This window comes from Bacillus sp. 9.4 (genome assembly GCF_055486415.1).
Window position 1 is genome coordinate 763,004 of record NZ_JBVFMU010000001.1, and the last position, 21,472, is coordinate 784,475.

19 protein-coding genes and 1 pseudogene are annotated in these 21,472 nt (G+C 41.6%); 7 read left to right on the top strand and 13 right to left on the bottom strand.

Going from position 1 to position 21,472, the window contains the following annotated elements; all coding sequences use genetic code 11:
• Window positions 1-24: 24 nt before the first annotated feature.
• The 7 genes from sacC to levR all read right to left on the bottom strand — a co-directional run bounded on the left by sacC (window position 25) and on the right by levR (window position 7,812).
• The gene (gene sacC, locus ACZ07B_RS04720) at window positions 25-2,034 is read right to left on the bottom strand and encodes a levanase (protein ID WP_464877039.1); all 2,010 of its coding nucleotides are present in this window, start codon (window positions 2,032-2,034) and stop codon (window positions 25-27) included.
• Window positions 1,967-2,134: a hypothetical protein gene (locus ACZ07B_RS04725; protein WP_456528372.1), complete on the bottom strand. Its 168-nt coding sequence runs from the start codon at window positions 2,132-2,134 to the stop codon at window positions 1,967-1,969. Before ACZ07B_RS04725 ends, sacC begins: the two co-directional genes overlap by 68 nt.
• A gap of 80 nt (window positions 2,135-2,214) precedes the next feature.
• Window positions 2,215-3,042 carry a PTS fructose transporter subunit IID gene (levG, locus tag ACZ07B_RS04730; protein ID WP_003229834.1) on the bottom strand — a complete coding sequence of 276 codons (828 nt, stop codon included), beginning with the start codon at window positions 3,040-3,042 and terminating at the stop codon, window positions 2,215-2,217.
• Between the two features lie 21 nt (window positions 3,043-3,063).
• Window positions 3,064-3,870 (bottom strand): PTS fructose transporter subunit IIC, encoded by an 807-nt coding sequence (gene levF, locus ACZ07B_RS04735; protein ID WP_464876966.1) that lies wholly within the window; start codon window positions 3,868-3,870, stop codon window positions 3,064-3,066.
• A gap of 16 nt (window positions 3,871-3,886) precedes the next feature.
• The gene (gene levE, locus ACZ07B_RS04740; RefSeq protein WP_071577205.1) at window positions 3,887-4,375 is read right to left on the bottom strand and encodes a PTS fructose transporter subunit IIB; all 489 of its coding nucleotides are present in this window, start codon (window positions 4,373-4,375) and stop codon (window positions 3,887-3,889) included.
• Window positions 4,375-4,815: a PTS fructose transporter subunit IIA gene (gene levD / locus ACZ07B_RS04745; protein WP_003246144.1), complete on the bottom strand. Its 441-nt coding sequence runs from the start codon at window positions 4,813-4,815 to the stop codon at window positions 4,375-4,377. The genes levE and levD overlap by 1 nt, the downstream gene beginning before the upstream one ends.
• A 189-nt stretch (window positions 4,816-5,004) precedes the next feature.
• A complete protein-coding gene (gene levR / locus ACZ07B_RS04750) occupies window positions 5,005-7,812 on the bottom strand; it encodes a transcriptional regulator LevR (protein ID WP_464876967.1) in 2,808 nt (935 codons plus the stop codon).
• A gap of 555 nt (window positions 7,813-8,367) precedes the next feature.
• Between levR and ACZ07B_RS04755 the strand changes: the two are divergent.
• Window positions 8,368-8,507, top strand: a pseudogene (locus ACZ07B_RS04755) (hypothetical protein).
• Between the two features lie 38 nt (window positions 8,508-8,545).
• Window positions 8,546-9,934, top strand: coding sequence for an amino acid permease (locus ACZ07B_RS04760; RefSeq protein WP_101169767.1), 1,389 nt, complete (start codon window positions 8,546-8,548; stop codon window positions 9,932-9,934).
• A 95-nt stretch (window positions 9,935-10,029) separates the two neighbouring features.
• Here ACZ07B_RS04760 and ACZ07B_RS04765 read toward each other — a convergent pair whose 3' ends face one another.
• Window positions 10,030-10,662, bottom strand: a complete 633-nt coding sequence (locus ACZ07B_RS04765; protein WP_014477480.1) for a LysE family transporter — start codon at window positions 10,660-10,662, stop codon at window positions 10,030-10,032.
• A gap of 152 nt (window positions 10,663-10,814) precedes the next feature.
• On the opposite strand from ACZ07B_RS04765, the gene ACZ07B_RS04770 reads away from it, so the two are divergent.
• The 5 genes from ACZ07B_RS04770 (at window position 10,815) to ACZ07B_RS04790 (ending at window position 15,703) form a co-directional block, all read left to right on the top strand.
• On the top strand, window positions 10,815-11,642 hold the full coding sequence (locus tag ACZ07B_RS04770) for a TrmB family transcriptional regulator (RefSeq protein ID WP_024571535.1): 828 nt from the start codon (window positions 10,815-10,817) through the stop codon (window positions 11,640-11,642).
• Between the two features lie 196 nt (window positions 11,643-11,838).
• A complete protein-coding gene (gene sigV, locus ACZ07B_RS04775) occupies window positions 11,839-12,339 on the top strand; it encodes an RNA polymerase sigma factor SigV (protein ID WP_004398891.1) in 501 nt (166 codons plus the stop codon).
• Window positions 12,339-13,196, top strand: coding sequence for an anti-sigma-V factor RsiV (rsiV, locus tag ACZ07B_RS04780; protein ID WP_101169768.1), 858 nt, complete (start codon window positions 12,339-12,341; stop codon window positions 13,194-13,196). Before sigV ends, rsiV begins: the two co-directional genes overlap by 1 nt.
• 110 nt (window positions 13,197-13,306) lie before the next feature.
• Window positions 13,307-15,211, top strand: a complete 1,905-nt coding sequence (gene oatA / locus ACZ07B_RS04785) for a peptidoglycan O-acetyltransferase OatA (protein ID WP_464876968.1) — start codon at window positions 13,307-13,309, stop codon at window positions 15,209-15,211.
• Window positions 15,212-15,412: 201 nt separating this feature from the next.
• Window positions 15,413-15,703: a YrhK family protein gene (locus tag ACZ07B_RS04790; RefSeq protein ID WP_101169804.1), complete on the top strand. Its 291-nt coding sequence runs from the start codon at window positions 15,413-15,415 to the stop codon at window positions 15,701-15,703.
• Between the two features lie 241 nt (window positions 15,704-15,944).
• Here the strand turns inward: ACZ07B_RS04790 and cypB are convergent, their stop codons facing one another.
• The 5 genes from cypB to ACZ07B_RS04815 all read right to left on the bottom strand — a co-directional run bounded on the left by cypB (window position 15,945) and on the right by ACZ07B_RS04815 (window position 21,126).
• Window positions 15,945-19,109 (bottom strand): bifunctional cytochrome P450/NADPH--P450 reductase CypB, encoded by a 3,165-nt coding sequence (cypB, locus tag ACZ07B_RS04795; protein WP_464876969.1) that lies wholly within the window; start codon window positions 19,107-19,109, stop codon window positions 15,945-15,947.
• Window positions 19,110-19,125: 16 nt separating this feature from the next.
• Window positions 19,126-19,710: a transcriptional regulator FatR gene (gene fatR / locus ACZ07B_RS04800; protein WP_134156148.1), complete on the bottom strand. Its 585-nt coding sequence runs from the start codon at window positions 19,708-19,710 to the stop codon at window positions 19,126-19,128.
• Window positions 19,711-19,931: 221 nt separating this feature from the next.
• Window positions 19,932-20,474, bottom strand: a complete 543-nt coding sequence (locus tag ACZ07B_RS04805; protein ID WP_217018136.1) for a class I SAM-dependent methyltransferase — start codon at window positions 20,472-20,474, stop codon at window positions 19,932-19,934.
• 187 nt (window positions 20,475-20,661) lie between these two features.
• Complete coding sequence (locus ACZ07B_RS04810) at window positions 20,662-20,820, bottom strand: hypothetical protein (protein ID WP_014477487.1); 159 nt, start codon at window positions 20,818-20,820, stop codon at window positions 20,662-20,664.
• Window positions 20,821-20,976: 156 nt separating this feature from the next.
• Entirely contained in the window at window positions 20,977-21,126 is a 150-nt protein-coding gene (locus tag ACZ07B_RS04815; RefSeq protein ID WP_004399102.1) for a YrzI family small protein, read from the bottom strand.
• Window positions 21,127-21,472: the final 346 nt, after the last annotated feature.

Here is a 21,472-nt window from a genome sequence, read left to right on the forward strand (position 1 = left end):
TTCGGGTCTGTGCCTTTTTTAAAATTAAGACTCCTTCTTTACATTCTGAAAGACAGCAGTCGCGTCCCACACATTCAAGCCAAATTGGCCTTCTGAAAATGCGGAATCATTTGCATCAATCACAAGACGATCATCTAAATAGATTTTAAAGCGATCGCCCTCGGCCTCTGTTTTCAGATGATACTTTTTATTAACGTCTATCGGTGTTTTGTATTCAGCAATGACAGAAGCAGCACCGTTCTCAAATTTAAAGAATTTCACTAGATCATGCTTCGCATCCACATTGGCAAGGTAACCGTTTTTGGCATCTTTGTCAGAGCGAAACATTAGTGCTCCTGCCCCTCTTCCGTTTCCATCCGTAATGGTGATATCAGATTCATAAGTGAAGTCTGACCCGGATGCTGAAGACAAGATAAAGGAATCTCCGTCCGACCTCCCTTGCTTCCCCTCAATTGTGTCGGCCCACGTGCCATTTACAGTCGTCCAGCCAGTCATATTGGACATAAAAGGTGACGTTCCCCATATCTTTTTTAAAGGGTGTATGGTTAAAGATTTTACCTTTACACCGCCCTTTGCAGCATATAATTCAAGCCCTTTGCTTGATCGGTCTGGGAGAATAATATCCGTTATGACCTGCTTTCCGTCATTCCCAAATACTTCAACCGAGGAGCGGTCAACAAAAATGCGCAACTTAACCTTCCCATTTACCGGCTTCAACGGGGCTGTTTCTTTTCCGGTGTTAAAGGCCGGATTAAAGGTGTCGTTGCCCGACTCGCTCCGGTCAACGAACAATTTGGCGTTCCTTCGGTCATAGCCGACCTTCGTAAATTGATTTTCACCTGTTCGGACCTTAAAACCAAATTCAGCAGCTGAACCAGGGCTTACTTTAAATTCTGCATTTATTTCATAGGCATCTCCAGATTGCCCCGCTAACACATTATGACTTGCAGGCGATATGGTCAGATTCTTCCACTTCTTAGAGGTTCCGCGAATGGTTTCCAGCTCTTTCACTGGTGTTTGGACCACTCTAACCCCTTCGGTAAACGCTTTCAATTTTAACTCTCTTGGAATGGACGTTGCACTTCTCCATGGGGATGTCGGAACATCATTCGCATATTGCCAATTGCTCATCCACCCTAACCATAGCCGGCGGCTGTCTGTTGATGGAATATCAGACCAGGATACAGCCGCATAAAAGTCTCTGCCGTAATCCGTCCAGAGAACTTTGTTTGACGGGTTTTCATTTTTAAAATGAGTTCCATCAAAGTCCCCTACAAAATATTGCATGCCTGATCCTCCCGAGACCGCTCCGTTTCCGACACTGACCTGCATGACCCATTTCTTTTGATTCGGATTGCCGTCTACCGGAAGCTCAAATAAATCCGGGCATTCCCATACTCCCCCGTGGCTTCCTTGATCCTGTCCAAATTCACTTGCATACGTCCACTGCTTCAGATTTTTTGATGTATAAATGAGGATTCGGTCACCGGCCGCAAGCACCATTACCCACTTTTTTTCTTTCTCATACCAAAAGACTTTTGGATCGCGAAAATCTTTTTTACCTGGGTTTGGAATGACAGGGTTGCCAGCGTATTTCGTCCATGTTCTTCCTTTGTCGTTGCTATAGGCAATACTTTGCACTTGATGGCCTTCCCGATCCTGTGTATAAATGGCCACAAGCGGCTTCTCTTTGCCTGTTTGAAAACCGCTTGTGTTATTTTTATCTACAACTGCGCTTCCAGAAAAGATCGTGCCTTTTTCATCCGGATAGAGCGCAACAGGAAGGTGTTCCCATGTAACCAAATCTTTGCTGACGGCATGCCCCCAATGCATGGGCCCCCACTGAAGCCCGTATGGATGGTATTGATAGAACAAGTGATATTCCCCAGCATAATATAACATTCCGTTTGGGTCATTCATCCAGTTTGCCTCCGGTGTGAAGTGATATTGAGGACGGTAATCCTCATCATAGTAGCTTGAATCGGCTGCATCTGCCGAAAATGCCATAGTCAACAGCAGGGTGAACATGATCATGACTTGAATAAGTCTCTTTTTCATTTGTTCCTTCGCTCCTCTCTTCATGTTTGAACACTTTCAAGAGAGACAGCTGCGCAAGCTGGTCCGTTTCTGGCAATTCTCCTCTGTTTCGCTGTTATCCGAATGATTTATATATGAAAAGACTGCTGCAGTTTCTCTCTTTTTCCTTCACACACCTTATGCTAAGAATCCAGCCCAATACCCGAGAATCCCGATGACAAAGATGCCGCAAATAATGAGAAGAGGATTCACCCCTTTGCGAAGCATCCATGCCACCAATAACGTTAATCCGAGAGGCAGCGCACCCGGCATAATGCTGTCTAACACATTTTGTACAGTTTGAACATCTACTTTTCCGCTTTCATCCTTAATCCTGGATACAACGATTGGAATGTTGATGGTGGTCCATTTGGACACGAGAGCCCCCATAACAAATAATCCGAGAATCGAAGCGCCCTCTGTAAGCTTTTGAATGCGATTCCCCGCTAAATCCTGAAGAATCTCCATTCCTTTCACATAGCCATACTTTAATCCGTAATATTTTGTGCTTAATCTTATGGCATTCAGCAAGAAAAAGAATAGCAAAGGGCCGGCAATGTTTCCTCCTAAAGCAAGGGAGGCTCCTAGCGCAGCTAAGACAGGACGAATCGTTCCCCAAAAAATTGGGTCGCCTACGCCCGCTATTGGTCCCATCAAACCAATTTTCATTCCGCTTATCGCTTTTCCGTCAATTCCTTTATTGTTCGCCATTTCTTCTTCCATGGCTGCCGTCACGCCAAATATAGGCGCTGTCAGCCACGGATGTGTATTAAACCATTCCAAATGCCGCTGCAAGGCTTCGTTTCTTTTCGCTCCGGGACCGTACAATTTTTTGATCGCCGGTATCATGACATAACAATATCCCATTGCCTGCACACGTTCGAAGTTAAAGGAACCGAGCAAAAAATTTGAACGAATAAACATGCTGAAAATTTCTTTTTTCGTTAATCGTTTTTCTTTCTCCATTTTTTCTTCCCCCCTCATCGTTTAGGCATCAAGATCATCATCGTCATCATAAACAGCAACACTGCCACTGTCTGATGCGGCCGCGACTGCTCCGTGAGCGCTTTGTTTTTGCATCACCTGCTGGTATAAAAGCGCCAGACAGAGACCAAGGGCTCCAAATCCCACTAAGTTAAAATCGGTAAACGCCGCTAATAAGAAACCAATATAGAAAAATGGCTTTAAATAAGGAATATTCATCATATTGATCACCATGGCATACCCGACAACCACAATAATGCCTCCGCCTATTTGCAGTCCTTTTGTAATGACATCAGGAATATTTCCCAGGAACGCCTGAACAGCGCTGACACTAATTAAAGCAACAATCAATGTAGGAATCATGACGCGCAAAGCTTGAAACACCATCGCGGTAATATGCATAATTTCAATTCCTTTTATATTTCCCGCTTTTGCATATTGATCAGCGTGGTGGATGAAAAAGACAGTGATCGTCCGAACAAAAATCGTCAGCGCCTGACCCGCAGCTGCTAAAGCAACAGCGACAGCAATCCCTTCGCCAATTCCCTGATCAGCGGTAATAACTAAAATGGTTGAGATGACAGAGGCGATCGCTGTATCAGGTGCCATGGCAAGCCCGACGTTCATCCAGCCGAGCGCCATCAGCTCCAGTGTGCCTCCAAGAATAATTCCCGTTTTTAAGTCCCCGAGCACCAAGCCAACTAACGTACAGGCCACAAGCGGACGGTGTGTCTGCCCTTCATCCAATACACTTGCGATTCCGGTGATTGCTGCAATGATTAACAACAAAATAATTTGTAATGAAGACATATTCTCATCCCCTTGATTATTTTGTTACGTTCCGTAAAATCTGTACAAAATCCTCACTGGCATCTGAAGGCAGCTGCCTCAATTCCAGTTTCACGCCCTTGTCACTTAATGTTTCAAATGCCTTTATATCTTGTTCTGTGACACTGACTGATTTTGTGATTTGCCTGCGGTGATTTTCAAAACGCATTCCCCCGACGTTTACGGTTTTGATCGGTACACCTGCTTCTATAAGAGATACAATATCGGACGGATTTTCAAACAAGAGCATTGCTGTTACGCCTTCGTAGCGCGGACTATGAAATGCTTTTGCCATTTTAGAAACCGAGACGGCACTCGCCTTTACATTTGAAGGCGCAACAGAAAGGATCAGCGTTTTTCTCATTTCGTCCTGAGCAACATCGTCGGAGACAACGATGATTCGGTCGGCTGCATGGACTTTTATCCACCTTGTCAGGATTTGGCCGTGAATAAAGCGGTCATCGATTCTTGCTAACACAATGTTCATCATAATTCATCCTCTCTTGTATCTTGATTGGCTGTTTTTACTTTTTCTAAATGTTCACTGCACACTTGAAAGCTTTGCTGACTCATTGCTTTTAAGTTGTTCAGCAAATCTTTGAGAGCCAGATGTTCTCTCAGGCTTAATACCTCCAGCAGAATCGGCAGGTTTACGCCGGCTGCCATATCCATTCTTTGATCCTCAGCAATAAAGGAAGCTGCCGCGTTATATGGCGTCCCTCCAAAAATATCGACTAAAAAAAGCACTTCATGTTCTTCCGGGATATCCTTGAGCGCCTGATGATATTTTTCTTGCAGCGTTTGTATTCCTTCCCCTTTAAAAAACGGCACTGCAATCAGGTTATTTTCTTCACCGAATATCATCCCTGAAGATTCTTTTAATGCTATGGGAAAATCTCCATGACCGCTGATAATAACTGAAATCATATCTATTGCTCCTTTCCTGTTTTGTACATCCATATATAATGCAAGGATCGTGCCAACACAGTTGTGTTAAGCGTTTTCATTGTTATTTCAGCCAATAGCAATTTGTTGTTGAAACACTTAAAACGAAAAAAATAAACCTGTATTAAAATGGTGTTCCATTTAATACAGGTTCATATGAAAAAACTGTTTTTAAAACAGCTGGCCATGCACTTCTTCAGCAAATATGGCGGCTATAAATAATTTTTCATCATCACTTATGCGAAGTCCGAGCTTTTCTTCATAAGGGGCTAATGTTCGCTCTGTCACGTACACCATTTCCTTCAGCTGATCATTGATCTCTTCTTCCTCCGAGAAAGCGATCGGATTGTGCTTAATTACCCTTTCAAAGGCGAAAGCCGTGTGCATAATGACTTTGATCAAAACCGCATTATTGAAAATGACCCCCAGCTCATCTTGAACGGTTTGCAGCCACTCCAATAACATTTCGATCACATGATGAGGATTCAAGAAGACAAGGTATTTTCTCAGGCTATCCTCGCAAAGCTCCCTGACAATAATATTTGCTTCGTTCAATCCATTGCTCAAGGGGATGCTTCCTTTTGTAATCGCCTGTTGAATCAGCTTCTCTCCCTCCCCTTCAATTAACACTTCTAAAGATACATGCGGAGCATTGATTTTAGGGTCTTTCGTTCCGACTGTCGCAAGGATTTCATACTCTTTTTCGATTTCTTTTATGCTGTTGGCCAGCTTAATCGATGATACGGTCAATATGTGAATCGGGGTATCGGAGGCCTTGTTTACGATCGTGGTTAGAATGTCTTCCAGCTTTTTGGCCGTTCCGCTGCCCGTCGTGCAGATGGATACCAATGCCTTCTTTTTGCCGGATGCCGCTGGCTGACGCTCCCACAGCTCGATAAAATCCTTCGTGACCGATTGATAGATCGCATGCAAATTTAAATTCAAATAGTTGACCTTTCTGACAGCATCCAGCACCATTGAAGTCGTAACATTGCTGATCGTTTTGATGGAAATACCTGTCTTTTCCTCCAGCCTGCTTTCCAGCATTGCAAGCGACCCCATGTCTACCAGCATTAAAACACCTTCGCCTTCATCGACCTGTTTCATTTTTTCCGCTACGCATTCAAGAATGTCCGAAGGTGAAACAGAAAGCGGCATGTCAACTGCTGCAATCGGCGTGCTCCCTAGCAGTTCTGTCGCGACTTCAACCATTGAACTCGCCGTGCTGTTTCCATGAGCAGCCACGATGATACCGACTCTTTTGTTCTCCTTTAACGATTTGATGGAATGAATTAACATCGTTAAGTAGATGACTTCTATTTCAGGAATAGCCACTTTAAAATATTCCTGAATTTTATCTTTAAAAATCATCGCCACCCGATATTCTTTCACATGAGTATCACGAATTTCATCCGTCTCCTGTGTATTTAAAACATCAATTTGCTTTCCTCGCTTTAAAAATGCGTCAATATGCATACTCAAGAAATAAATAAACTTGCGGTCAAATGTGCAATCCAGCTCATGTTCAGCTATTTCTTTTAACTGTTTTGTCATTTGAATCACGTCATCTTCAACGAATGTCAGCAGGCTGTCTTTTTGAAAAGCTTGATGATGAAAAAAACTTCTGACATGCAAATGGACATCAGTCAAGATGTATTGGTTAATATCCTTTTTGGATAAACCTTCTTTCATAAGCGTTTTCACTTTTTCCTCAATCAAATGATATAAGTTAAATGAGAGGTCTTCCTCAATTTTTGTTGTTTCATCTTCTACAATCGGAGAGATAATCGTTGTAATATTGACATATTCAGAAATGGCTTTGCTTCTTTGCATGTTTTTGCTGCTGGACATCCATTCTTGCTTGATTTCATCAGGCAGATCGCGAACAGTCAGTTCAATAACCTCATTTCTGTCAAGGTTATGCAAAAATCCGTGTGCGCAAACTAACTGGACATTTGATTTCAGCTGTCCGACATTCCCAAATTTCGCAGAGTGAATAAGCGCATTATAGACATCGATATGCACACTCAGATTCTTCTTAATCCGCTCTGCTTCTTTCCCTAATAAAAACGTCGTCAGATCCACTCTTTCTTTAAGCGATCGTTCTTCAAGCGAAGGAATATGAATGGTCATTGGGATTCTTCGCAAAAACGTTTTCAATAGTGCAGAACTCGGATTTTCTGTAGTCGCACAAATAAACAATACGTTCGATGTTCGTTTATGTTCAGATTCTCCAAGCCTGTTATAAGAACCGCTGTCAATAAAATAAAACAGCATTTCTTGTCCCTCGGGAGGGAGACGGTGGATTTCATCCATAAAAAGAATGCCCCCATTGGCCTGTTCGACTAAACCTGCCTTATCCTCGGCAGCACCTGTAAATGAACCTTTTTTGTGTCCGAATAATTGAGAAAGCAATAATTGAGGGTTGTTGTAGTAGTCTGCACAGTTAAATGTAATAAATGGTGCGCCGGCCTTCAATATGTCAGAGTAAATGGCAAACTGGTAAATTCGGTTCGCAAAAAGGGATTTACCGGAACCAGTCGGCCCTAGGAGGAGCATATGCAGACCGTTCGGCGGATAAAAGACAGCTGCTTTTGCCTGGGAGATCGCTTTCTTCAAACTCCCTTTTGCCCCTATCATAAGCTCTAGGGGATTCGTGGAAATGTGTTGATGATTTTGCTTTGAATTTCCGGAAAACGCCTGAAGGTCTTTCACTTCCATCATCTCTGTATCCCATTTCTTGTTGAATAATTTTTCTGCTATCTCGACTGGGATGTATCTTACAGGAAACGTTTTAATTTTGATGACCTTTTTGGACCGGACGAGATTGTTCAATTCAAAGCTGACATTGGACCGCTCCATTTTCAGTTGCTCGGCAATCTCCTTTGCTGAATTCCCTTGTATTTTTAATAGATGATCTAAGGTTGAATCATGAAAATTATGCATGAGCTGATGGTATATTTTATCTATTCTTCTCACGTCTATCATCCTTTGTCCTTATTAGATAAGCCATTAACAAGAATATTTCGAAACTTTATAGTCCGCGTTGAGATTATCTGCTGATACACGTTCAAAAAGGTCTCTATAGCAGATTGACAAAGCTGGCTTTTATGCATATATGTTTACATTTCGAATCATTTGCAACTCATATTAGTATGATAGATTCGCGGTTCTGGAGGGCCAGTCCCCTTCAAAAGTAATAATCAGTAAACAGTTTATCATTCTTGGGGAATGTAATGATGTCAAAATCATCAATGACAAAAAATGAATCTTATAGATCAGGACAATTTTCCTAAATATACCCCCTTAGGTTCGTTCACAACAAAAAAGACGGACACTCTATGTGACCGCCGCAGTATTACAATATGCAAAACTTCGTCATTTTTGCAATCCACCTTGAAAGTTAAGGAATCTGTAAGCTTAAAAACTTTATCTCCGATTCTATCGATTTGATCCCCCTGCAGGCCTCAATCATAGTGGGTATGCAATTATACAAATCGTTACCGATTAAAACTAGCCTGTCAGATTGTCCAAATGACTTTCCTGTTTTACTCTGCTATTCAGGTAGAATCACGAGTGAAAATAGAGCCTGAAGACATGTAACAGCACTTAAAATAGTTTTAAAATTTAAAAATAAAAGTATCTATTCTTTTAAATGTTATAATATCCGATAAAACTTTACTCATCTTTTTATTACTGGAGGAAAATAAAATTGATAGGCAATTCTAGCAAAGACAATTTTGGCCAGCAACAGAAATTGTCTAGAGGCCTTAAAAACAGGCATATACAATTAATGGCGATTGGAGGTGCAATCGGTACAGGTTTATTTTTAGGTTCAGGTAAATCCATCCACTTTGCAGGACCATCCATTTTATTTGCTTACTTGATCACCGGCGTATTTTGCTTTTTCATTATGCGCTCGCTCGGAGAACTGCTCTTATCAAATGCGGGATACCACTCTTTTGTTGATTTTGTAAGGGACTATTTAGGAAACATGGCAGCATTTATCACTGGGTGGACCTACTGGTTCTGTTGGATTTCCCTCGCGATGGCTGATTTAACGGCGGTCGGCATTTATACACAATATTGGCTTCCCGATGTGCCTCAATGGCTGCCGGGTCTTCTTGCGCTTATTATCCTGCTGATCATGAACCTTGCCACCGTTAAACTTTTCGGAGAATTAGAATTTTGGTTTGCATTGATCAAAGTCATTGCCATACTGTCTCTGATCGTAACTGGCATTGTCCTGATTGCGAAAGGTTTTTCCGCAGCTTCCGGCCCTGCCAGCCTCACCAATCTTTGGAGCCACGGCGGCATGTTCCCAAATGGATGGCATGGGTTTATCCTGTCGTTCCAAATGGTCGTCTTCGCTTTCGTGGGTATTGAACTTGTTGGACTGACAGCAGGTGAAACAGAAAATCCCCAAAAAGTGATCCCTAAAGCCATCAATCAAATCCCTGTCCGGATTTTACTTTTTTATGTTGGCGCACTTTTCGTGATTATGTGTATTTATCCTTGGAATGTGTTGAATCCAAACGAAAGCCCATTTGTTCAGGTCTTCTCTGCAGTAGGCATCGTTGTGGCTGCCAGTTTGATCAATTTTGTTGTATTAACATCAGCCGCGTCAGCTGCAAATAGCGCTTTATTCAGCACAAGCCGAATGGTCTATTCACTTGCAAAGGATCATCACGCACCTGGACTATTAAAGAAATTGACTTCTTCTAACGTGCCAAGCAATGCGCTGTTCTTTTCATCCGTCGCCATTCTGATTGGCGTTAGTCTGAATTATTTAATGCCCGAGCAAGTCTTCACACTGATTACAAGTGTTTCTACAATATGCTTCATTTTTATTTGGGGCATCACGGTGATTTGCCATTTGAAATATCGAAAAACAAGACAGCATGAAGCGAAAGCAAACAAATTCAAAATGCCTTTTTACCCATTATCCAACTATTTAACACTTGCATTTCTCGCGTTCATTCTTGTCATATTGGCACTGGCGAATGATACACGTATTGCTTTGTTTGTCACCCCGGTCTGGTTTGTTTTATTGATTATTTTATATAAGGTGCAAACCCGCAGAGGACATAAGATGAAATAAAGAAAAGACAAGGGATACTCACTCCCTTGTCTTTTTTATAGGGCCAAACACTAAATTAAACTTTGGTTTCAAATTTCATTCACTTCATTTAAGTGTTAACTCAAACCAGTTTTGATGCCGAAACCTACTAATATTATTCCGGTAATTTTTTGAAACACTTTCTGGAACTTCGAGTTTTTCATCCATTTTTTTGCGTAATCAATAATATAAACAAGAAACAGGAACCACAACACCGCTAATAAGGTTAGGATTGAAGCTAAAATAATGAGCTGCTGGTTTATATTTCCGTTCAAATTGATAAATTGGGGCATGATTGTAACATACACCAAAACAGTTTTAGGATTGAGAATGTTACTGAGTGATCCTTGCATAAAGGAAGTTTTATAATAACGTTTCGGAGAACTTGCCATATTTTTTGCTTGGGATTGCATGTCATCTAACGAAAACATACTTTTAGCAAAAAAACTTTTTACACCTAAATAAATTAAGTATGCCGCTCCCAAATATTTGATCGTTGTGAAAAGAATCACTGACTTTGCGATCACCACTGATAATCCTAAAATGGCAATTACCGTCCAAAAGGAAAGTCCTGTCGCCAATCCGAGAATGTTATAACGGCCGGCTTTCGGGCCATACCTAAGCGTATTTTTCATCACAAGCATCGTATCTGCCCCCGGCATGATAACCATCATGGCAGCGATCGGTATGTATGCGAGTAAGCTGTGCATTGTTCTCTCCCCCTTTAAAAATCCCCTCAATAATATAGTGACTACAAAAGTAACTACTTATAAAAGTGTATCAATGCGTTTGGAATAAATCAATATGGTTTGTTAAAATAGCGATTACTAAGGCAGCGATTGCTCTTTATATTGGAGGATATATGAAAGAAAATATGTTAGACATTTTAAAAAACCTCAATTTTACAGAATATGAATCGAAAGCGTATTTGGCATTATTGCAAGAATCACCTTTAACAGGCTATGCCGTTGCCAAAAAATCCGGAGTGCCCCGTTCTAAAATTTATGAAGTATTGGAAAGCCTTGTCATAAGGGGAGATGTTTTTGTCAGTCATGGAAATACGCCTCAGTATGTTCCAGTCCCCGCAAAAGAACTGATTAAAAACCGCCGGCTCAAAGCGGAAGAGCATTTTGATCAGGCTGAGAAATATTTTGAAAAGTTCGAGCAGACTGCTAATGACCGGGAAAACATCTGGAATATCACCGGCCGCAGTGAAATTCTTGAAAAGGTGAAGGCTTGTATCTTATCCGCCAAAAAAAGAATCCTCTTAGAAATATGGAAAGAGGATTTTAAGGAGATAGAATCAGAGCTCAAACATGCGGCAGAACAAGGCGTTATTGTCACCATTATTGCGTACGGAGACATCGTATCTGATTTTGCCAATGTTTACCTTCACGATATGAGCAGTGAAATTACAGAAGAGTATGATGGACGGTGGCTTGTCTATAGCGGAGATGATTCAGAAGTAGTAGCGGGCATTGTCTCACTTGGCAACGACAGCCGTGCTGCATGGACGATGCATGTAGGTTTAGTCATGCCTATTACTGAAGTGATCATTCATGATCTGTACCTCATGGAAATTCTGAAAAAGCATAGAGAGCTTTTAGAAGAGAGCTTCGGGAAAAATCTCATCCAGTTGCGCCGTAAATTTTCTATTCACTCAGATTTCAAGAAACATTATTTGGAATAATGTTTGGCATCTCTTACCCCAAAAACATGGCTTGTACAAAACAAGCCGTGTTTTTTTATGCATAAACCCACCATGCTGATTTACTTCTCTCTTTTAAAAAAATGCGATTCTGCGCAAACTATTTTTCAGCCTGCCGCGTCTATCCTAGGTAACAGCCTGCGATATACGTATATTCAAAAAGGAGCCCTTTATTGCAATGAAGAAAAAACAAACAACAAAAGCGTTGCTTGTCACATGCATAACTGACCATAAGCAAGATTTCTACAGGTTGGCTTTCAGTTATGTAAAAAATCAAGATGACGCATTAGATATTGTTCAAGAATCTATAAAAAAAGCGTTGAGCTCAGTTGAAACGGTCAGGAACCCTGAGACGATAAAAAGCTGGTTTTATAAAATTTTAGTACGGACAGCCATTGATTTTTTGCGCAAACAAAAAAAGATAAGAGTGATGGACGACGAAACGATAGAATTTTTAAGCAAAGGAAAGGAAGATCATTACAAGGATACTGATCTCCATGAAGCGCTTGACGAATTGCCGTACCGCTATAAAACCATTATTATTTTACGTTTTTTTGAAGACCTCAAATTAGAAGAAATTGCGGAAATTACAGGAGAAAACACGAATACCGTCAAAACGCGCCTATACAGAGCATTGAAGCTGATGCGCATTCAGTTGACGAAGGAGGATCTTTCTTAATGGATAAGAGATTACAGCAATTAAGAGAAGAATATAAAAATGTTCAGATTCCTAAAGAATTGGATATCATTGTTGAAAAAGCCCTTCAGCAAGAACCAAAAAAGAAAAGAATCGTCATGTGGCCGACATCAGCAGCAATCGCTGCAGCTATTTTATTCACTGCGCTTGTTAATATCAACCCGGACGCCGCTCAGGCTATGTCAAAGATCCCTGTCATCGGCAAAATCGTCAAAGCGATCACCTTTATTGAAATCAAAGAGGAAAAAAACCAATCAAGCATTGATGTCAAAACACCTGCTTTGTCCGGACTTTCTAATAAAGAGCTTGAAAACAGCATTAACGAGAAATACTTGAAAGAAAGCCAGCAGCTGTATAAAGATTTTATACAGTCCACATCCCAAAACAAAAAAGGGCATCTCAGCATCTACAGTGATTACGAGACGGTCACAGACACGCCAGATTTACTCTCTATCCGGCGCAATATTGAAAAAACACAAGCATCTTCCTACACACAAAGCCGTTATATTACAATTGACAAAAAGAATGATATTTTACTTACATTAAAAAGCTTATTCAAAGATGAGCGCTATATCAAAGTCATCAGTCAAAACATCAAAGAACAAATGAAACAGCAAATGAAGGAAGATCCAAATAAAATATATTGGCTCACTGACGAAGATGCAGAACCGTTCAAAACGATTCTTCCTGATCAGACGTTTTACATTACTGAAGACCATAAACTTGTGATCTCATTTGACGAATATGAAGTCGCCCCCGGCTATATGGGCGTTACCGAGTTTACAATTCCAACCAGCGTCATTTCAAACTTGCTCGTGGGAGAACGTTATATTCGATAAAATAAAAACATCCATCTAAGATTATGGATGTTTTCTCTCTTCTCTTATTGAGGTCGTAACCTCGCTATCAAAAACAACGAGAATATTTGCATACTATTGGAGGAATACCCATGTATCACAAGACACAGCATCATCGATACATCCCTGGACTTGATGGCCTTCGGGCTTTTGCCGTCCTGTCAGTTATCGCTTATCACCTAAATTTCAATTGGGCTAACGGTGGTTTTATCGGAGTTGATATCTTTTTTGTTTTATCCGGATATTTGATTACATCCATTCTATTACCGGCATATGGAAATGATATCAATCTTGATTTTCGGGACTTTTGGGTGCGCCGCATTCGGCGGCTTCTGCCGGCAGCGTACCTTATGATCTTTTCCACTGTTGTGTGGGTCGTATTGTTTGATCGAGAACTATTGCACACTGTACGTGGAGATGCGATCTCTTCTCTCTTTTATATGAGCAATTGGTGGTTTATTTTTCACAAGCTATCATATTTTGATAGTTTCGGTTCCCCATCACCTCTAAAAAACCTTTGGTCGCTGGCGATTGAAGAACAATTTTATATCATATGGCCGATGTTCTTAGTTGTTGGAATGTACATAATGAAAAGCCGCGCCAGATTGGCTGCGGTGATATCGTTGCTTGCGCTTTGTTCAGCCGTGATGATGAGCGTACTGTATGAACCTGGCGGAGATCCGAGCCGCGTTTACTATGGCACAGACACTCGTTCGTTTGGACTTCTCATCGGATGTGCCTTGGCTTTGGTATGGCCGATGAAAAGGCTGTCTTCCAACAGGCTGCCTAGCAAACTGAAGCACACTTTGCACGCCACTGAATTTTTGGCATTTTGTATTTTAGTGTTGTGTGTCTATTTCACAGATGAATACGAGCCTTTTCTTTACAGAGGCGGAATGCTATTCATTAGCGTGACTGCCGCAATCCTTATTGCATGTGTTTGCCATCCGAGCAGCTTTTTAGGCAATCTGCTTTCATGGAGGCCGCTTCGGTGGCTTGGAACGAGGTCTTACGGAATTTATCTTTGGCACTACCCTGTTATTGTGTTAAGCACGCCAGTTCAAGAAATCGGAAACCCTGTTTTTTGGCATATCGTGCTAAAGGTCATTGTGACATGTATACTTGCCGAGCTCTCCTACCATTTTATTGAGAAGCCGATACGGACACAGGGATTCAGGTCATTTTCCCGCCGTGTTTTTATACATAGAATCAAGGAATGGAAAACGACATCTGTCATCAGCAAAATGTCAATTGGTTTCATTATTTTCGCTATACTTATTTTTGCAGGCGGGCTGTCAGGGCTAGCCGGCGAGCAAAAGCACCCTACCAAATGGACCTATAGCTCACAAGAAACAAATGCTGACACCAGCCAGGCTTCTGGGGATAAAAAGAACGCTGCAGCAGATAAAAAACACAATCCTGAACAAAAGACAACAGATTCCAATCAGGGTCAAAAGGAAAACAAAGATAGTGGGCAAGAGACTCATAAAAAGAAAGACACGCAATCCCAACAGCAGAAAAAACCAGCAGACACTGCGAAAGAAGTTTTAGCTATAGGAGATTCCGTCATGCTTGATATTTCTTCACACCTGCGTCAGTCATTTTCAAATGTGACGATTGATGGAAAGGTAGGGAGACAAATGTCTCAAGCTTTGGAACTCGCAAGGGAATACAAGTCTTTTAATCAGCCGAACAAGGCTGTCATCATTGAGCTTGGAACCAATGGCTATTTTACAAACAGCCAAATCGAACAACTGCTTCAATCTTTCTCAAAAGCTCATATTTATCTTGTCAATACACGGGTTCCCCGCCAATGGGAAAGCAAGGTAAATGAATCTTTGCAGCACCAGGCAAGCGCACATCAACATGTTACGTTAGTTGACTGGCATACAGAAGCTCTTCAGCATCCGGAATATTTTACCCCTGATGGTGTTCACTTGGTTCCTAAAGGGGCAAAAACTTTGACTGCTCTTATTGTTCAGGCGATGAAATCGTAAAAAAGAGATTCTATGTGGATCTCTTTTTTACTAATTGCCTCTGGTTTTTGAAGGAAAATCTTGTGAATATAACTAAACATTCAAGCAGAAGATTACTCTAATTGCTTAAAATCGTTGATTATGTCTCCTTTCAGCAAGGCAGCTCTTATGTTTACATTCCGTTTACGTAAGGGTAAGCCAAAATAGAATGGAGGGATGATGGTGACAGTAAATGAAGAACGTGACATCCAAAAAGAGCTGAAACGATATGAGCTTTTTTTCAAAAAACGATATAAGATTCTTTATACAGTAAACGATTTTATCATTGGTGCTTTGTTTCTCGTCGGGAGCTTTTTCTTTTTTTATGACCGATTAATGTCGGCAGGGATATGGCTGTTTGCGATCGGAAGCTTGCTGCTGTTAATCAGGCCCACGATCCGGCTGATTCATGACTTTCATTACCGTAAACATGTGGAACGGCAATTCAAGCATCAATCTTCAACAGATGACTGATCTCGAGGAATCACAAGATAAAATGCAAAAAAATGATGTCAAAATTGCAAAAACAAGACTTTAAGACTATTTATTTTTAAAAATAAGGCAAAAAACATAAACTTTCGTCCCTGTTCGCCGATATTAACAATAAGGCCGGCGCGATACTCCCTATAACATCCTTTTCAGTAGATTTCATTATCGTGCCGGTTTTCTCACATGCAAATCAATCCCGCCAATCAGATTGGCGGGATTTTTTATTTTACATTCCTGTCCAAACGTCTTTTACATAACGTTTTTGATCTTGCAGCTTTTGCAGCCATTCAGCTGATTCTTCCTGACTTGCTCCTTTTTCAGCTTCATACGCCAATCGCAAAGTTTTCTCTACATCAGGAGCCATTTGTGATCCATCACCGCATACGTAAATATGAGCCCCTTTTTCAATGAGTGTCATCAATTTCTGCGTATCTTGCTTGAGCAAGTGCTGGACATATTCTTTTGGTTCGTTTTCGACGCGCGAGTAGCATCGGCGGATTGTGACCAAACCGTCCTGTTCCGCTTGATCCAGCTCTTCTCTGTAAAGGTCGTCATGGTCCGGGCGGCGGCAGCCGAAGTATAAAAGTGCTTCACCAAGGGTGCTTCCTTCCTTCTTCAAAACCGATCTTGCCTGAATAAAGCCTCTGAATGGCGCAATTCCTGTGCCCGGCCCGACCATAATCATAGGCGTTTCAGGATCATTCGGCATCTGGAATCCGGACTGCGGCGTACGAATGAAACAGGCTGCTGCATCACCTGTATTCAATTCTGCTAAATAATTAGAGGCGACACCCCGGTATTCACCTCGGCCGCTCCATGCTGAGGCTTTCACAACTCCTACCGTCATGCTCACGATATTTGCATGAACTTTCGGTGAGCTTGAAATGGAATAGTATCTCGGTTTTAGTGATGGCAAAAGTGCTAAAAACCGTTCAAACGGCATTTCGCAAGCAGGATAATCCTCTAAAAAATCAAGCATGGTAAGACGTTTTGCAAGTACCTGCTCTTTGTAAATGCCATCATCTGAAACGAGCTGTTCCAGCTCTTTTTGATGCGGCGGACAGACTGTATAAGAGGCCAGCTCCCGAAGCTGAAGCCTTGATGCCGGTTCCTGCAGCTCTACATAGGACGACAATAAATCCGCTACTTTGATCGGCCGATCCATCGGCAGATGAGACATATGAGCGCTTCCGCTAACTTTTATCACATGATTGGACTGCAAACCGAATCGGCTGAGAACCCGCTGAACAAGCTCCCTGCTGTTCTTTGGCAGGATTCCGATATGATCGCCTTCTTTATATGTTTTACCAGCCGGAATTTCCAATTCAATATGGCGGGTTGAACGCGTGCTGGCAGCTGTCTGGAGTTCTCGATTCTCTAACACAATCCCTTCAAACGCGCCATATGCTTTAGCAACCGGCGTTTCCGTCGCTTCACTGAGAAAAGTAATCGATAATGAAGGCCTGTCTTCTTTCTGGGCTATTTCGTTAATATCAAATGCGTCCATCGTTTCGTTCCAGAAGCGGTTTTCCCAAGACTCGCGATGGCTTTCAAAATCATCGGCGGCGTCACCTTCCCCAATCGCTGTTAAACGCGATGCCCCCTTTGCTTTCATCATGTCATCAATCAGGCGGGGAATCCGCTGATACGTGCTGGCCCAGCTCCGGTTCCCGCAGCCGAATACCGCATAGGAAACACCTTTCAATTGGCCTTCCTCAAGTTCTTTCAGCCACTCTACAAAGCCGGCAGCATTATCAGGCGGCGCCCCATTATAAGAAGCCGTTACAATGACGACTGCCCCTTCTTCAGGGAGCTTGCCGATATAATCATCAAGCGGAGCCGTTTCAGCTGTAAAGCCCATCTGGCGGCCTTGAGCAGCCAATTCACCGGCTATTCCCTCAGCTGTCCCAAGATTTGAACCGTAAAGAACAAGTAAAGGTGTGCCGTGTTTAGGTTTGGTTTCTTTTAGCTTTGTTTCTGATTTGATGTCTGCCTGTTCTTTTCTCTGTACATTGATTGCCGCTGTTTTTCGCGGTTTCACAGTAATTTTAAAATCATCCGGCTTGATCGTTAATGCTTCTTTGATTTTTAGTTCGTAGCCAGTATGGTTTATCAATTCAAAATGCTTTAATACAAGACCGAGAACCATTGTCGCTTCTTGAAGAGCAAACTGCATGCCAATACAAGCGCGCTGTCCGTTTCCAAACGGCTTATACGCATGGTGAGGGATACTTGAAGGATCCTCAAACCGTTCCGGACGGAAATCTTCCGCATCCGGTCCCCAAGCGTTTTGATCCCGGTGCAGTTTTGGAATTAAAACAGTGACTGGCTGCCCTTTACTGATCGGATATTCCCCGCCTAGAACAGTATCCTCCTTCGCATATAGAGAAAAAGCCGGAGCTGTTGGATACAGTCTGAGGGTTTCATTTAAAACCATCCGAATGTATTTGAGCTGCTGGATTTGTTTATATTCAGGCGTGTCATCCGTTAACACGCGATCCGCTTCCTCCTGAGCTTTTTTCAGTTTTTCCGGATGTGTAAGCAGACAATAAATCGCAAAGGATAGCAACCCGCTTGTTGTCTCATGTCCAGCAATTAAAAATGTGATGATTTGGTATCGAATGTTTTCGTCATCCAGCGTTTCACCCGTTACTGGATCTTTGGCATAAAGCATGAGAGACAAGAGATCCTTAATGTTTTCATCCGGATTCGCCTTTCGCTCCGCTATCATTCTATCAACCAGGGAGTTCATGACTTCTATATCCTTTTGGAACTGCAGCTTCGTTTTCACCATCATTTTATCTTGCAGGCCCAGTCTTTTCGATTGATTCATCGCCTCTTTTAAGGCACGGAGCATACTGGTGATAAACGGATGCTGTGAATCACGGTAAAAGCTGTTGAATCGATAGTTAAACCCGCATAACCCAATCGTATCAAGCGTCAGACGTGTCATATCGTCCGCTACATCAATTTCTTCATTAGGGTTTAACCGGCTCCACTTTTGAATCAGCTGAGTTGCGATATCCAGCATCATAGAATGATAGCCTTTCATCGCTTTTTGACTAAAACTCGGCAGCAAAATGCGGTGGGCTTTTTGCCAGTTCGGTTCGTGCGTCCAACTTGTAAATAAGCCATCTCCCCCGAACTCACGCACCTTTTGCAAGCCTTTGCCAAGGTTCTTGTCAAAGCGGCTTTCATCACATACTTCAGCCACAAAATTGTGGCCCGAGACAAAAACACTGGATACTCCCGGAAAATCAAAACGGAAAATCGGTCCCAATTCATCAGCTATCCGCCATAAGGATTGAGAAAGCTGTTCTTTTTCCAGATGCGGAAGATTTTTTAAAGGTCCGTATGTTTTGGGCTGAGGTATTGCGCTTGCCTGTTTCATTAACATCTCCCCTTCCTTATTTTTGTGATGAATGAAGCTTAATGGCGTCCCAGCAGCATTGTTCCAATTCAGTAATTAAATCAGTGTCCATCTCTATATCACCTGTTTGGACGAGCTGATATATCTTGAGAAACGCCCCTAATACAATCGCAATTAACACATTAGAGGGCAGGCTGCGAATCACGCCTTCCGCTTTTCCCTTATTAAAATAGTCATCAAGCATTTGAGTCAGATTTTCTATCATTTTTTTGCTTGTATGATTTAAGTAATGAGCATCTTTTTTGGTTTCAAGAAAAAAAAGCGCATAGTCGCTCTCTTTCGTAAACTGAACGAGACAGCAAAATACGTGGTGAAAGCCTTCTCTGACAGGCAATTCTGAAACATCTTGCTTCAGTTTTTTCGTAAATCGCTGGATGCTTTCTTGAAACAGTACGTTGACGAGTGTTTCTTTGCTGTCAAAATAACGATAGATCGTTCCTGTCCCTACATGAGCACGTTCAGCTATCATAGGAATAGTGGTAGCGTCAAAACCCCTTTCCGTAAAAAGTGAGACCGACGCTTTCATAATCATGTCGTATTTACTGCTGGATGCGGATAACATGTAATCTACAACCTCCGATTCGTTTGCGGAATGAATATTCATTCCTATTGTTCATAAAGAATGTCTGCCCTGTCTGAAATCACCTCTTTGTTCTTTCTTCTGTTATAAGTTTATATGAAAAAAACTTTTTTTAATATAAAGTATATGCAAAAAATAAAAAATTAAGAAAATATACCCAAATCCTAATGCGAGGATCTTGGATATATTTCCCGAGAAATTTTTTATTTAACAGCCACAATACATAGACAGGAATCACGCCTGATAACAGAAAGATCCCTGAAATGCTGGTCTTTCAGCAGTTGAATATACGTTTTCTCTTTTTCACCGGTATTTGTGTCAATACTGATATAAAACCGGCCGTCAATTTGAAGCACCCTGTAAATTTCTCTTAATGCAAGCCTAATATCGGTGCAGCTCTGAACCGTATGTAAAGAAAAGACTTTATTAAAGGTACGGTCATCAAAGGGAATGTCCTCTGGATAGCCATGAAAAACCTCCCCGTTCCCCATGTTCTTTCGATTCGCACGTAATATCTGTCTTACCTTTCGCTTTGAAGGATCAATGCTTTTTAGGCTTCCCTTTTCTAGTTTCTTGGTTATGCTTTTAAAGACAGTGCCATTCCCAATTCCAATTTCTAAAATTCTGTCATTTTCTTGTATATCTATAGAGTCAATCATCATATGCTCAATTGTTTTGGTTAGCTTATATTTCCGAGAAAATAATTTCCAAAAATTCGATCGTTTATAGAGTCTATTTTCTAGCATTTTAAACACCTGCTTTTGGTTTCCTATGTTTATTTATTATATTCAAAAAATAAACATCATCTTCATTCTAAAAGTGAAGGAAGGTACCAACTAGACGGCAATGTATTGAAAAATGTTTCAATAGAACTAAACTTTTTCATTTTTTTCCGCAAAAAAAGCAGAAAACAAAATGTTTTCTGCCCTCTTTCTAATGCCAATGATAAGGGAATGCAAACAGCCTTTGCTGCTGCATTGCCATCAGCCTCTGCTGTCGGAATGGATTTCCATAACCATGTTTGAAGGAATGCGGCATGGACGCATAACCATGGCCAATCGACGGCAGCCTTTTTTGATAATCGTTCATCATGCCATCACCTGCCTCACAGTAACGTTGATTTATTGTATGCAGGCAGGCATTTTCTTGACAGCTGTTTCGCTAAACTTGGTCCTTCTCCATTGTATAATGCATCAATAATTCCATTCTAAGCATATGCCATTCCCCCTTCAGTTTTTTTCGTTGCTTTTAGCGCCAGTTTGTTAAATAAAGATGCTTTAACTGAGACTCTTTCATTTCATCATAAATCTGCTCAATCTGCTGTTCTCGTTCGAATTCTTCCAGGCTTTTAAACCTTTTTTTTATCGTTAACGTTAAAAAGAATAGGTTAATCGTCATATCGCTCACCCCCTTTCAAAGTCCGCATCAAGCGAAATAACCCGCGGCACACCCCTTCTGCCGCGGGCAAATAAAAACCGCAGACAAAAGAAGACACCAATGCCTCTACTGCCTGCGGGGAGTTGCGTATGTCCGACTATTCCGAATTTAATGCGTGCGATAAGCATCGGTTAAGGAAGGACACGAACTCTTCCACAGGCTGAATAAACTATGAACTTTTACATGTGTATCACGTACAGGTTGACGTTGTTGTCTCATTGTCATTTTGGTTCAGCCTCCTTTGCTTTTTTCTTACTTTGTAAGTATATCCACCAAATTCCATTTTGTAAACATCTTTTTCTAAAAA